We start from the raw sequence: 14,861 nt of genomic DNA, 5'->3' as shown, positions 1-14,861 counted from the left end.
TTTACAACCTCTATTGATGGACATTAGTTTTAAAACTAATGTCCATTTTTATAGTTTATAATTTTTATCAAAAATCAATGTTTTTCGTATATTAGTTACGCAAAAATATTCTTTCATATTCATGATTAAACGAATACTATTTATATATTTTATAATTTCTCCTTTATTTCTATCTGGACAAATAAACAAATTTGTAGATAAGAAATTAGACTCAATAGTAGGTACGAAAGGAAAGATTCAATTTTTAACTAATTGGACGAATAAAAATTATAAAAAACTACCCGATCATGCACAATATTATTCTGAAAAGTGTATTGAACTTGCCAAAATAAACAATGAATATTCTGCAATAGGTGATGCGTTTAAAACTATTGGTGCAATTCATTATTTAAAAGAACAAAATCTTAAAGCTTTAAACTCTTATTCTCATGCGATGAAGCAATATAAGCTAGCATCTGATTCTTTAAAAACCTATCAGACAATTTATAATATGGGAATTGTTTATAGTAAAAATGAAGACTATGAATTGGCTCTCAAAAGCTATCTATCTTGTTTAGTCTTCTTTGAAAATGAAAAGAAAACTAAAGCTATATCTTTAACTCTTAACAGTATTGGGGTAGTTTATAAAAGACTTAAAGATTATAAAAAGGCACTTCAGTACTATGAAAATTCAGCTAAAATATGTGCCGAAAACAACTTAAATTCAACCCTTTACTTATCTAACACCAATATTGCCAACATCTACTCCATTCAAAATAAATTTCAGGAAGCCCTAAACTATCACAAGAAAAACTTAGATGTACTTAAAGCAGAGCCCAACAAATATCGACTGGCGCAAACTTACCACAACATTGGTGCTTGTTTTCTTGAGATGAAACAATACGCCATAGCTATTGACTACCTAAAACGGAGTTTACAATTAAAAGAAGAAATTGGAAATAAAAACTTAATCATTACCTCTTTAAATGGATTGTCTCATGCAAACTATCAGATGAACAATCTGGAAGATGCGTTATCTTATAGCAGAAGAGCATATCAATTGGGAAAAGAGGTTGGTAATATGGAATTACAAAAAAATAGCACCAAAGAAATTTTCAAAATTTACACACATAAAAACCTCGCTGATAGTGCAATTTTTTATTTTGACATTCATGAGAATTTACGTGATAGCATTATTAACAAAGAAATCTATAAACAAGTTTCCGAAATCCAGACCAAATACGAAGCTGAAAAAAAAGAAGCGCAGATTGCAATATTAGAGAAAGAAAACAATAGCAAAGCCATACAACGAAATGCTTTGTTTGTGATTCTGATATTGATTGGAGGATATGCGGGATTTATTGTCTATTCATATAACAGAAACAAAAAGCTAACAAGATTACTTAGCTTGCAAAAATCACGAATCGAATGGTCAAAAGAACTTCTCGATCATAGGAACAAAGAATTAAAATTGTCAAACCAAACCAAAAACAAACTGTTCCAAATCATTTCTCACGATTTGCGTTCTCCTTTGGCTTCGGTATCGGGTATTTCCCATTTAATACAAATTCTTTTAAAGCAAGGAAGGTATCACGAATTGGATGAAACCAGCCAGGATTTGAACGAATGCGTAACCCGTGTTCTTAACCTTACCGATAACCTTTTGTCTTGGTCTTTAAATCAATCTGGCAAATTGCCTTTTACTCCTGTCATTATTCCGGTTAAGAATCTATTGTCCGGCATACTGGAAATCTACAAAACTGGTGCTCAACAAAAGAATATATTGCTGGAACTATCCATTTCGCAAAACCTTTTTGTGTATGCCGACCGCCCCATGTTGGAAACCGTGGTTCGTAACCTTTTAAATAATGCCTTAAAATTTACACCCGAAGGTGGCTTAATCGTTCTTGGGGCTGAAATGAAAGCAGATCATACCGAAATCTGGATTGAAGACAATGGTGTAGGCATATCGGATGAAGCAATTTCTCTCATATTTGAATTGGATACTAGCAGTAGTGGAACACGCGGAGAAAAAGGAAATGGATTGGGCTTGATACTTTGTAAGGATTTTATCGAGAGAAATCATGGTAAAATTTGGGTAGAAAGTAAAGAGGGACAAGGAACAACCTTCAGGTTTACAGTGCCGAATGCCGAAAAAATCTATACAGAGGAATCTTTATCTCATCAATAAAATAGTATTCATTTTTAACTTGTAGAGACGTAGCATGCTACGTCTTTACTTTTATGCGAACTATTTATTTACAAAAACTTCATAGCCCATTTGTTTTATGGAAAGAGAATAATTACTAATTTTGCGCCCTGAATTAATAAAAGGTCTAGATAAAATGATTTCAGTTTCAAACTTATCAATTCAATTCGGGAAAAAACCCCTTTTCCAGGATGTTAATATAAAATTTACTCCAGGTAACTGCTATGGAGTTATTGGTGCTAATGGCGCTGGTAAGTCAACTTTTCTTAAAATTATTTCGGGAGAATTAGATTCTACTACAGGAAAAGTAATGATGGAACCAGGTGAAAGAATGGCTGTTCTAAAACAGAACCACTTCGAATTCGACGAGTTTACGGTATTGGATACGGTAGTGATGGGACATGCTGAGCTTTGGGCTATCATGCAGGAAAAAAATGCCATTTATGCCAAGCCTGACTTTTCGGAAGAAGATGGAATTAAAGCATCTGAGTTGGAAGAGAAATTTGCCGAAATGGATGGTTGGAATGCTGAAAGCGATGCTGCAGAACTTTTAAGTGGTCTTGGCATAAAAGAAGCGTTTCACTATAGAACCATGAAGGAATTGAGTGGTAAGGAAAAAGTACGTGTATTGCTTGCACAGGCACTTTTCGGTAATCCGGATAACTTACTTCTGGATGAGCCTACCAACGACCTTGACCTTGAAACTGTAATGTGGTTGGAAAACTATTTGGCCAACTTTAACAATACTGTGATTGTTGTATCTCACGACCGTCACTTCCTGGATTCGGTATGTACTGATATTGTAGATATCGACTTCGGAAAAGTTAAGATGTTCTCTGGTAACTACTCATTCTGGTACGAGTCTAGTCAATTAGCAGCTCGTCAGCAGGCACAGCAGAACAAAAAAGCAGAAGAGAAGAAAAAAGAGCTTCAGGAGTTTATTTCTCGATTTAGTGCCAATGTTGCAAAATCGAAGCAAACTACTTCTCGTAAGAAGATGTTAGAGAAATTGAACATTGAAGACATTCAACCATCAACTCGCCGTTACCCTGGTATTATTTTCCAGCAGGAACGTGAAGCTGGTGATAAAATTTTCTCATGTACAGGATTGAGCAAAAGCATTGAGGGCGAAACCTTATTTAAAGATGTTGAGTTCACAATCGAAAAAGGAGAAAAAGTGGTATTCCTTTCAAAAGATCCTCGTGCAATGTCTGCTCTGTTTGATATCATCAATGGAGAAGCGAAAGCAGATAGCGGATCATATGAATGGGGTGTTACCATTACTCCAGCTTACTTGCCATTGGATAACTCAAGCTTCTTCCAGGAACCAGTTACTTTGATTGATTGGTTGGCACAATACTCTAATGACACCAGCGAAATTTACTTGCGTGGATATTTGGGTAAAATGTTGTTCTCTGGTGAGGATATCTACAAAAAAGCAGATGTTCTTTCGGGAGGTGAAAAAGTTCGCTGTATGGTATCAAGAATGATGCTTAAAGATGCTAACTTATTGATTTTGGATACTCCAACCAACCACTTGGATTTGGAATCCATTCAATCGTTCAACAATGCGCTTATCAACTTTGGCGGAACTGTATTGATGTCATCTCATGACCATGAGTTTATTCAAACCGTAAGTACACGTATTATCGAATTAACTCCAAATGGAATTATCGATAAATTAATGGATTACGATGACTACATTACAAACGAGAAGATTAAAGAGCAACGTGAGAAAATGTATCAGGTATAAGTCTATATAAACCTTCAATAATTCATCCCCCGGGCGTTCGCGCTTGGGGGATCTTTTTTTCAGTGATCAATGAGCAGTAATCCGTGATCCGCAAATTATATAATCTAATATTATTCATTCTTCATTAATAATTGCTTATTAAGAATTGTTCTACTATATTTGCATCACTACAAAAACAACCCATCATCTGTATTTTTCGAAATACATAAAAACACAATACTTTATGATTCCAAAAATTGAACGTGCTACAATCGTAGTATTAGATAGCGCAGGTGTTGGTTATTTACCAGATGCTGAAGAATTTGGTGATGTTGGATCGAACACCATCGGAAATATTGCAAAACATTGCGGAGGTATCAGCCTGCCTAACATGCAAAAACTTGGTTTAGGTAACATCATCGATATTGATGGTGTTGAGCCTGAAAACAATGTAAATGGAGCTTATGGAAAAGCTGCTGAAGCATCAAAGGGAAAAGATACAACTACAGGCCACTGGGAAATTGCTGGTGTAAAACTTGAAAAAGCCTTCCCTACTTATACCAATGGATTTTCTGAAGAAACCATCAAGTTGTTTGAGGAAAGAACCGGTAGAAAAGTAATGGCAAACAAGCCAGCTTCGGGAACAGCAATTCTTGATGAATATGGCGATGAGCAAATGAAAACAGGTAATTGGATTGTTTACACATCTGCCGACCCTGTTTTTCAGATTGCAGCACACGAAGAAGTAATTCCTTTGGAAGAATTGTACAAAGCTTGTGAAATTGCTTTAGAGATTTGTTCTGAGCATGAACCAGTAGCTCGTGTAATTGCACGTCCATACCTGGGAAGTGGAAAAGGTAACTTTACTCGTACTCCCAATCGTCATGATTATTCGGTTACGCCACCTCAACCAACGGTATTAGATCGTTTAAAAGAGAATGGCTTGGATGTGATTGGAATTGGTAAAACCAAAGATATTTTTGCAGGACAAGGAATTACCGATTCAAGAGGAACCAACAAAGATAATGTGGATGGCATTGAAAAAACGCTTGTTGCTCTTGAGGAAGATTCTAAAGGTTTAATCTTTACCAACCTTGTTGATTTTGACATGGTATATGGGCACAGAAGAAATCCTGAGGGATACAAAGATGCTTTGGAAGAATTCGATAAATATCTGCCTCAAATTCAAGAAAAGCTAAAAGAAGATGAAATTCTGATTTTAACCGCAGACCACGGTTGCGATCCAACCTACAAAGGAACTGATCATACAAGGGAGTACATTCCTTTAATGGTATATGGTAAGCAAATCAAACTGAATGTTAATTTGGGAACCAGAACTACTTTCGCTGATATTGCAGCAACAATTGAAGAATTGCTACTAGGCAATAAAATTGAAGGAAGTTTTGCCAAAGACCTATACTAAAAGTTTTCAAACCAATAAAAAGAGCTGTTTCTATTATGAAACAGCTCTTTTTGCTATTAATTAAGTTTACTTAAAACATTCTTTATTTTATCAGGATCTGCTTCGTAATATTCAAATTCAGGAATACTTCCCTCTCCTCCCATATTGATATTCGGATTCTGGTATTTCATCTTACTTTTTACCAGTTTTTTGGAGGAACAATGGAATTCACTGGCTCCAGTAATTTCTTTTAGCTTGCCAATATTGTTTTCGTTTACACCACTTCCCGGCATGATAATGATTCTGCCTTCTGCTCTATCCACAAGCTCTTTCAACAAGTCAATTCCCTCTTCTGCTGTTTGCATTCCACCCGAAGTAAGAATTCTATCCACACCCATTTCCATTAGTTCATGCAATGCCTCAAAATGATTTTCAACCATATCGAATGCTCTATGGAAGGTAAAACTCATTGGTTTTGCCAAATCAACCAGTTCTTTTGTTCTCTCCCTGTCAATTTTTCCATCTGCAAGCAAAACTCCTGATACAACACCTTCTACTCCTTCTTCTTTACACGAAAGAATATCCTTCTTCATGCATTCAAATTCGATATCTGAATAACAAAAATCGGCACCTCTAGGCCTAATGATAACATGTACCGGAATACTTAGTTTTTCTTTTACCAATTGTATAGTAGCCAAACTGGGTGTTGTACCACCTTCATAAACACCTGCACATAATTCAATACGATTCGCACCAGCTTGCTCAGCAATTATTGCTGACTTCACAGAATAACAACAAATTTCTAACATTCTATCAAATTTCTTTTCTTGGATTAAGATTTGAAAAGGTAAAAGTAATTTTCTCTCCTCACAAAACACAATAATTTTTAAAATGGAATCGTATTCCACCCCAATTAACTGATTTAACAACCTTTAATTTTATAAATTACGTAAAAAGAACTTTTTTCATTAATTTGTTGTGGATTGATTAACCCAGATTTACCAGACATGATCCACCAAAAACCAATTTTACTATTCCTTAGTATTTTGTTGTCATTGGGTAATATTTTTGCACAACAAAATAACATTCGTTTTAAACGCATCACAATTAATGATGGACTGTCGCTTAGTTCTGTTTATTGTATCTTCCAGGATTCTAACGGATTCATGTGGTTTGGAACCGAAGATGGTTTAAATCGATACGATGGTAGAAACTTTGTGATATACCGAAGTGATCCTGACAACTTAAATACTATAACTCACAAATGGATAGAGCAGATATTTGAGGATAGCAAAGGAAAACTCTGGTTCGGATCTCGAGGTGGACTTACTCGATTTAATCCTGTTAATGAACAATTTACCCAATTTAGAGGCATTGGAAGTAATAAAACTTTAACAAACGATACGATTACCCACTTGTATGAGGATTCTCATAATCGCTTATGGATTGGCACTTTAAATGGAATCAATTGCATTGACATAGCAAAATTAAGTACCATTAACATTAAAAACTCCAAAAATGTCTCCTCCAGGATCAATGGAATTCTTCAGGTAAATTCTAATAAAATTTTAATCGCAACAGATATTGGATTATACTCATACAACCAGGAATCCAATCAAATCATAAAAGAAAAACTTTCTGATTCCCAGGAAGACTTACAAATAACTACTTTGGTTCAAACAGCTAGATCCGTTTTAGTAGGAACCAACAATGGATTTTATATTCTTGATAAAAGCCTAAAAGTCAAGCCTCAGTATTTCCTAAAAGATATTGAAGTGGACAGAATAATACTCGACAAGGACTCCACAATATGGATTTCTACCGATAAAGCATTACTGTACAAAACTAAAGACGCTGTAACATTCAAGAAAGCCGTAAAATCATTCGAATCAACAAATAGCCTTTCCATTAACACAGCTCCCCCACTAATAATGGATAAAAACAACAATTTATGGTTTGGCACATTTGGTTCAGGCTTATTTCGACTAGATCCCGACGGGCAGAGAAAATATCACTACAAAAATAACTCAGCAGATTCGCAAAGCCTATCTGAAAACTCCATTAATTGTATTTTCGAAGACAAAAATGGAGTAATTTGGATTGGAACCTTTGGTGCAGGTATTAGCATCTATGATCCGCAATTGCATAAATTCAATTTATTAAAACAAGATCCTTTAGACCGAAATAGTTTGCCTGGTAATTTTATTTGGTCAATATGTGAAGATAGAGATTCCAATGTTTGGATTGGAACAAACCACCATGGACTTACCAAATATCAGGTAAGTCAAGATACATTTATCAGGTACGATTTTAGACAATCCCCAAAACTTCCACATAAAGCCATCCGAAAAATTTATGAAGATCAAAAAGGACTTATCTGGATTGGTACTGATGGTGATGGGCTCATTCGCTTTAATCCAATGAATGGGAAAAGAAAATACTACAAAAATGACCTAAACAACAAGCAAATCGATTAGTAACAATTCTGTTCGAGTAATTTTTGAGGACAGTGAGGGTTTACTTTGGATTGGCACACAAAATGGCTTAAACCTATTCGATCCGGAAACAGAAAAATTCACACAATTTAAACACTCAGATAATGATCCCAACAGCATTTCCCATAATTTTGTTTATTCAGTAATTTTCGAAGATGCAAAAGGGAATATTTGGATAGGAACCTATGGCGGAGGCTTAAACGTATATAACAAACAATCAAAATTATTCAGAAGCTATACCTATACCAGCAATTCGCAAAACACAATTTCGGATGATGTGGTATTCTCAATTTACGAAGAAGAAAATGGAACTTTGTGGATTGGAACAAACAACAAGTTAAACAGGTTTAATCCGAACACTGAACAGTTTGAACATTTTGGAACAGAAGATGGATTGCCCAATAATGTAATTTATGGAGTTCTTCCCGACAACAAAAACAATTTATGGCTCAGCACCAATTATGGAATATGTAAGTTCTCATTAAAAAACTATTCCTGCAATAATTTTGATGTTCATGATGGATTGCAAAGCAATGAATTTAATGGAGGCGCATTCCATAAAGGAAAAAGTGGCTTGCTCTATTTTGGTGGAGTTTATGGACTAAATATTATAAATCCCAATAAAGAAATTACAGAAAACGCAATATATGATGCGGTACTCACAAAACTCGAAATCCATGGTCAACCTGTAAATGTTGTACCATTAAAATCAAATGACAATAAAATATCATACAATAAAGAAAATGACTCTTATGGTTTTTCGAAAAGTATAGCCTTTACCGATTCAATAGAATTGGATTTTGAACATCGATTTATTTCATTTGAATTCTCCACCTTATCCAACTTTACTCCCGACAAGGTAAATTATGCCTATAGACTTAAAGGTTTGGAAAAAAAATGGGTGTATTCTGAAAAAAGGAATTTTGCCTCCTACTCCAACCTATCTCCAGGTAATTACACTTTTCAAGTAATTGCTCAAAATCCTTACGGAAAATGGAGCGAAACTCCCAGAGAGTTACAAATAATCATTCACCCTCCTTTTTACATGACTTGGTGGTTTATTCTTCTTCTTGTGCTGATAGTTAGTGGAATAATTATTTTTGTATACGGATATCTTTTAAACATCAAAACCAACAAATTACTCAGTGCACAAAACGAGAAAATTAAAATTGCCAATAAAAATCTAAAAGAATCGGAACAAAACCTAAAAGAGTTAGTTGCCACCAAAGACAAGTTTTTTAGGATTATATCCCATGATTTAAAAAATCCATTTACCAGCTTGCTCTCAATTAGCGAAATGATTCATGAAAATTACGAATATGTAGATGAAGAAGAGAAACAAATTGGCATTCGAAAAATACATGAATCTGTTAAGCACATTTTTAATTTGCTAGAAAACCTTCTTACCTGGTCGCGTTCGCAAACCGGAAAAATTAGTTTTGAACCCAGTGAATTTGATTTGTGTGAATTGATATCTGACACCATAAGTCTATACGAAGCTTCGGCTGAAAAAAAGCAAATTAATCTCACAATATTTTGCCCTGAAGAAATAAGGGTGAAAGCTGATAGAAACATGTGTAGTTCTGTTTTAAGAAACCTGATTAATAATGCAATTAAATTTTCTCATAATAACAGCGAGGTTTCGGTAAACGTTATTCCACAAACCAATTTTCATGAAATTCAAATCATTGATCAAGGGATTGGAATTGATAAGGAGAACATTGACAAACTATTCAGAATTGACCTTAAATATAAATCTTCGGGTACAGCAGGAGAAAAAGGCACAGGATTGGGACTAATACTTTGCAAGGAGTTTGTAGAAATCAATGGAGGCAAGATAAAAGTTGAAAGTAAATTAGGCGAAGGAAGTACATTTTTATTCACTCTTCCCTCTGCTTAATTTTTAAGAACCTGTTAAAATAAACTTCCTCCATTTGTATTTCACAAGAATTTAAAGATATTTGCATCTGTATTTATACAAATTTATAGCAAAGAAAAATCTGATGAGAGAAAAAGTTCTTCAACTGGCAAAAGAGAAAAATGCAGTTATCTTAGCACACTATTATCAAACTCCCGATATTCAGGAGATTGCGGATTTCAAAGGTGACAGTTTAGCGCTTGCACAAAAGGCAACTGAAGTAGATGCTGATATTATTTTGTTTGCAGGGGTTCATTTTATGGCCGAAACTGCAAAAATCCTTAATCCAAATACCAAAGTTCTTCTTCCTGATTTGGAAGCTGGATGCTCTTTGGCAGAATCTTGTCCTGCAGAAGATTTTGCAAAATTCAAAGCAAAATATCCCGACCACATGGTGATCTCATATATCAATTGTAGTGCAGAAATAAAGACTCTTTCTGATTTAATTTGCACATCGGGAAATGCTGTACAATTGGTTGAATCATTGCCTAAAGATCAAAAAATTATTTTTGCTCCTGACAAAAACCTTGGTCGCTATATCAACGAAGTTACTGGTAGAGATATGGTTTTATGGGATGGGACTTGTGAAGTTCATGACATTCTTTCAGCGGAAAAAATCATGAAAATGAAAGTTGAAAATCCAGATGCAACTTTAATTGCTCACCCAGAATGTCCTCAGCCTGTTTTAATGCTCGCTGATTTTGTTGGTTCTACAACAGCGATGTTGAAATACACCAAAGAAAGTGATGCCAAAAAATTTATTGTTGCTACCGAAACTGGTATTTTACATCAAATGAAAAAAGATTCACCTGAAAAAGAATTTTTAATTGTTCCTGCTGATGAAACATGTTCGTGCAACGACTGTGCATACATGAAATTAAATACCATGGAGAAAATTTATTTGGCTCTTAAAAATGAACAACCGGAAATCATCCTTCCCGATGATGTAATGGAAAATGCCAAAGCTCCAATTGTAAAAATGCTTGAAATGTCGAAACAGTTGAAACTGTAATTATATAAGAAAAGCCATCAAATATGATGGCTTTTTATTATTCTTCTTTTATTTCTACTCCAGCTAATACACAAGCCTCTTTAAAATGTAATTCATCAACTGCCTTGTATAAAACTGCAAAGGCTGAGTGTATCCAAACTAATGATACAAATACACCTACAACAAGGCAAATAATTCCTAGAATTATAATAAAGAACGATAGAATGCCCATTCCAAAAATTGTCCAGAAATAACCTTTCGTAAGATAATAGCTTAGTTTAACTGCTTGAATTGGATCCACGTTTTTATCCATTACCAGATAAGGAACAAATACCAGTTTACACAACAGGTATATTCCAGGAATAATCAGTAATATAAATCCAAATCCAGTTATACCAATAACCAGTAAATGACTAAGAATAACTACCAGGTATTTTTTAAAGCCTGAAAGTATTTCTTCGAATTGTGGCTCTTTCTTTCTGGCTGCACTTAAATATATCCAGTCAAAACCATAATTAAATGGTGTAATGATCATCACATAGTAGACAAATCCTATTAAATTAAAAAAAGAAATTCCCACAGAATAAGAATCACCAGCATTTTCAAGGTACTGCTTATACCCCATTGGAATATCTAGCAATGCTGCAAGAATAACTGCAAGAAAAAGAATCAAAAAATGATTCTTCAAAACCATCCATCCTTCCTGAAAACATCCCCCAATTGTAGGGTAAACTCTTAAAACCAGTTCCTCTTTACAGAAATCAATTTTCATATTAATTTAAATAATTAGTTGGGTATAGAATTGATTAAAATTAGGTATAAAAACCGAGATGTCTATGTTTATATGATTATTAATAAAATACATGTACAAACTCAAGTCTATTAAATGTAAATAAAAAAACAATTTTCAATAGGGTAAATTCAAACTCATGCATCATAGTAATAGAAACAGGAAATTAAACGATCGTAATTCCATATTAACAGCAATAATATAAACAGATAAAATCATTTTGCCATGAGAACAAATTTTATTTCAAAAATTACCATTCTACTTTCGGCATTTTTATTATTGTCCTCCATTTCTGTATCAGCAGGAGAATGGAAGAAAAAAAAGAAGAAAGAAAAGAATAAGGTACAGCTTGTAATTGATACCTTAAAATACGATGTATATAAAGGTAAAGTACAGGATATAGATTCTAAAGATCCTCTAATTTTTGCAACAGTTGCCGTAAAGGGTGTGAATGTAGCTACAGTTTCAAACAGCGAAGGTGAATTTACACTTAAAATTGCCAAAGGTTTACCTGTTAGCAAAATTGAAATTAGTCATGTAGGATACAAAAACCTTGAAGTTGATATCAAATCTTTAAAACCTAAGAAGAATGTATTGCAACTTCAAATGGCAGTTGTTCCTCTAAATGAAGTCAATATTTATCCTTTAGATCCTGAGCAATTGGTAAGAAGAATATTGATGAAAGTAGGTGAAAATTACTCCACAACACCTAATATGATGGAAGGATTCTACAGAGAAACCGTTCGAAAGAACAGAAGCTATGTAGCAATATCTGAAGCAGTTGTCAACATTCACAAATCAGGCTATAAGCAAGCCAAATCAGACCAAGTGCAGGTTTTTAAAGGAAGAAAAAGCCAAGACGTTAAGAAAATGGATACCCTTCTTTTTAAATTACAAGGTGGACCAGCCACTGCATTGTTACTTGATGTAATTAAAAATCCATACAACTTACTTTCTGAAGACTTTAGCCAGAGCTATAAGTTCTCTTTAAAATCAATTACTCAAATCAATGGAAAATTACATTACGTAATTGAGTTTATCCAAAAAGAAGCTGTTGACATTCCTTTGTACTATGGTTTACTTTATGTAGAAACTAAAAATTTAGCCTTGACAAGTGCAAAATTCAGCTTGAATCTTGATAATCCGGAAGAAGCAAGTAAGTTATTCATTAGAAGAAAACCAATTGGTGTTAAGGTAATACCAACCTCGGCTGATTACATTGTAAACTATCATGAAACCGGAGGCAAGTGGTACTTTAACTATGCTCGTGGAGAAATCAATTTCAAATGTAATTGGAAAAGAAAACTATTCAATACCAACTACACAGCCATGACTGAAATTGCAATTACTGACAGAGATGAATCCAATGTTGTAAAATTCAATCGACATGAAAAATTTAGATCAAATCAAGTAATGGTTGATGAGATTGGAAACTTTGCAGATAAGAATTTCTGGGGAGCACATAACACAATTGAACCAGATCAATCTATTGAGGCAGCAATTCGAAAATTAAAAAGAAAAGCTCGTTAAATCCAATTAACCTACTATTAACTGTTAAAGCACTAATGGAAAGAATTACAAACTCTTTATATGGGGATAACAAAGAGTAACCTGTGGTTCTTTCCATTAATTCCTTAAGAAAGCATCAATAAATTATATTTTTAAATTAAACATATCCTAAGGAATTAAAAACTAAATATCCTATATTAGGAAGTAATTAAACTAATATACAAGGAATACGAAAACGAGGATGTCGGAAGATACAAACGCCATATTATTAAGCATTCAAAAAGGCAATATAGAAGAGTTTGAAAAATTATTTAAGTTTTATTACCCACTGTTATGTCATTATGCAGTAAAATTTGTCAAAAATCCAGATCAAGCAGAAGAAGTTGTTCAGAATTTATTTTGCCAGATTTGGGAAGACAGAAAGAAACTCAAAATTCATAGCTCTTTTAAAGCTTATTTGTACAGAGCAACCTACTTAAATAGCTTGCAATACTTAAGAAAAAAAGGAATTAGAAACCAATACGAAGATCATTTAAAAAACACCAGAATTAACGATTCATCCACAAATCATAGCCTGGAGGAAAAGGAAATTCAAACGATTATACAAAACACACTATCAAACCTACCAGAAAGATGTAGTAAGATATTTAAAATGAGTAGATTTGAAGGATTAAAATATCATGAAATAGCTGATAAACTTTCCATATCGGTAAAAACCGTTGAAGCCAATATGGGCAAGGCTTTAAAGGCATTTCGCAAAAATTTAAAAGATTACGTTAGTATTATTGTGCTTTAAAATAAAATGAAGAACGAAACATCACATAACATTGAATGGGAAATCATTTCGAAGTATTTAAGCGGAGAAATGAGTGAGGAAGAAAAAGCAGCCTTTAAAAAGTTGATAGATTCAAACTCAGAATATGCTCAAATTGTTGCAGCATCAGAAAAGGATTTGGGCTTAATTAAGGATGTAATGCAAATCGGAGAACAATACAATGCGGATATTGCCTGGAGCAAAGTAAGCAGAAAAATTGCCGATAAGAAAAGTGGTAAAAGAATATCTCTAAATGTCAAGAGGGTTCTTCAGTTTGCAGCAATGATTATTGTAGTAATTGGCCTAGGTCTGCTTTCTAACAAAGTTTACAATGATTATCTATCACCTTATCAGACATTTATTTCGCAAGCTCATGAAAGTAACAAATCTATTGTTCTTGCAGATGGATCAACCGTTACTCTCAACGGAGAAGCCAAACTGGTTTACCCAAGAAAATTTAATGCTAACACCAGAAATGTAAGTCTGGAAGGTGAAGCATTTTTTGATATTGCAAAAAATCCAAACAAAGCTTTTATCATTACTGCAAAGGGTGCTGAAATTAAAGTCTTGGGAACATCTTTTAATGTAATTGCCAAGGATGATAAAGTTGAGGTTCTGGTTGAATCGGGTAAAGTTAAATTTTCAGAAATCAACAATAAGGAATCCGTTATACTAGAGAAAGGGGATTTTGCGATTTTAAAAGAAAGCTTACTAAGCAAAAGCTTAATGAACGACGATAATTACTTGTCATGGAAAACGCAAAAAATGGTATTCCGAAGAATGGAACTGAAAGAAGTTGCCAAAGTAATCGAAAGAACTTATCACGTTCAAATTCAGTTTGAAAGCGATGAAATTGCAAAAGAGAAAATTAATACCACTTTCGATCAGGAATCGCTTAGTCATGTTTTAAATAATATCTGTATGTCATTTAATTTGACATATGAGAAAAAAGGTCAAACTATCCTATTAAAAAAAGGAATTTAGTCATCTATGAACAATATTAGAACATATCAAAAATGCTT

The 14,861-nt window shown here is 33.8% G+C and carries 11 protein-coding genes; 9 read left to right on the top strand and 2 right to left on the bottom strand.

Features of this window, described 5'->3' with window-relative positions:
* The first annotated feature begins 121 nt into the window (after positions 1-121).
* From JCM15579_RS07770 to JCM15579_RS07760, 3 genes are all read left to right on the top strand, one after another.
* Positions 122-2,170 carry a tetratricopeptide repeat-containing sensor histidine kinase gene (locus tag JCM15579_RS07770; RefSeq protein WP_054718183.1) on the top strand — a complete coding sequence of 683 codons (2,049 nt, stop codon included), beginning with the start codon at positions 122-124 and terminating at the stop codon, positions 2,168-2,170.
* 154 nt (positions 2,171-2,324) lie between these two features.
* Entirely contained in the window at positions 2,325-3,941 is a 1,617-nt protein-coding gene (locus tag JCM15579_RS07765) for an ABC-F family ATP-binding cassette domain-containing protein (protein ID WP_054718180.1), read from the top strand.
* Positions 3,942-4,164: 223 nt separating this feature from the next.
* Positions 4,165-5,343, top strand: coding sequence for a phosphopentomutase (locus tag JCM15579_RS07760; protein ID WP_054718177.1), 1,179 nt, complete (start codon positions 4,165-4,167; stop codon positions 5,341-5,343).
* Positions 5,344-5,399: 56 nt separating this feature from the next.
* Here JCM15579_RS07760 and JCM15579_RS07755 read toward each other — a convergent pair whose 3' ends face one another.
* Positions 5,400-6,131: a copper homeostasis protein CutC gene (locus JCM15579_RS07755; RefSeq protein WP_054718374.1), complete on the bottom strand. Its 732-nt coding sequence runs from the start codon at positions 6,129-6,131 to the stop codon at positions 5,400-5,402.
* Between the two features lie 198 nt (positions 6,132-6,329).
* Here JCM15579_RS07755 and JCM15579_RS07750 point away from each other — a divergent pair, with 198 nt between their 5' ends.
* From JCM15579_RS07750 to nadA, 3 genes are all read left to right on the top strand, one after another.
* Entirely contained in the window at positions 6,330-7,799 is a 1,470-nt protein-coding gene (locus JCM15579_RS07750) for a ligand-binding sensor domain-containing protein (RefSeq protein WP_054718174.1), read from the top strand.
* Positions 7,795-9,717, top strand: a complete 1,923-nt coding sequence (locus tag JCM15579_RS07745) for a sensor histidine kinase (RefSeq protein ID WP_306305811.1) — start codon at positions 7,795-7,797, stop codon at positions 9,715-9,717. The genes JCM15579_RS07750 and JCM15579_RS07745 overlap by 5 nt, the downstream gene beginning before the upstream one ends.
* Before the next feature lie 103 nt (positions 9,718-9,820).
* A complete protein-coding gene (nadA, locus tag JCM15579_RS07740) occupies positions 9,821-10,747 on the top strand; it encodes a quinolinate synthase NadA (RefSeq protein ID WP_054718168.1) in 927 nt (308 codons plus the stop codon).
* Positions 10,748-10,784: 37 nt separating this feature from the next.
* Here nadA and JCM15579_RS07735 read toward each other — a convergent pair whose 3' ends face one another.
* Positions 10,785-11,498, bottom strand: a complete 714-nt coding sequence (locus JCM15579_RS07735; RefSeq protein WP_054718165.1) for a hypothetical protein — start codon at positions 11,496-11,498, stop codon at positions 10,785-10,787.
* Positions 11,499-11,741: 243 nt separating this feature from the next.
* Between JCM15579_RS07735 and JCM15579_RS07730 the strand changes: the two genes are divergently transcribed.
* The 3 genes from JCM15579_RS07730 to JCM15579_RS07720 all read left to right on the top strand — a co-directional run bounded on the left by JCM15579_RS07730 (position 11,742) and on the right by JCM15579_RS07720 (position 14,823).
* Positions 11,742-13,046, top strand: a complete 1,305-nt coding sequence (locus JCM15579_RS07730; protein ID WP_054718162.1) for a carboxypeptidase-like regulatory domain-containing protein — start codon at positions 11,742-11,744, stop codon at positions 13,044-13,046.
* Between the two features lie 220 nt (positions 13,047-13,266).
* Complete coding sequence (locus JCM15579_RS07725; protein ID WP_054718160.1) at positions 13,267-13,821, top strand: RNA polymerase sigma-70 factor; 555 nt, start codon at positions 13,267-13,269, stop codon at positions 13,819-13,821.
* A 6-nt stretch (positions 13,822-13,827) separates the two neighbouring features.
* Positions 13,828-14,823: a FecR family protein gene (locus JCM15579_RS07720; RefSeq protein WP_054718157.1), complete on the top strand. Its 996-nt coding sequence runs from the start codon at positions 13,828-13,830 to the stop codon at positions 14,821-14,823.
* Positions 14,824-14,861: the final 38 nt, after the last annotated feature.

This window comes from Marinifilum fragile JCM 15579 (assembly GCF_001310955.1).
Taxonomy (GTDB): Bacteria; Bacteroidota; Bacteroidia; order Bacteroidales; family Marinifilaceae; genus Marinifilum; species Marinifilum fragile.
This window is presented reverse-complemented; position numbering and strand designations above follow the sequence as displayed.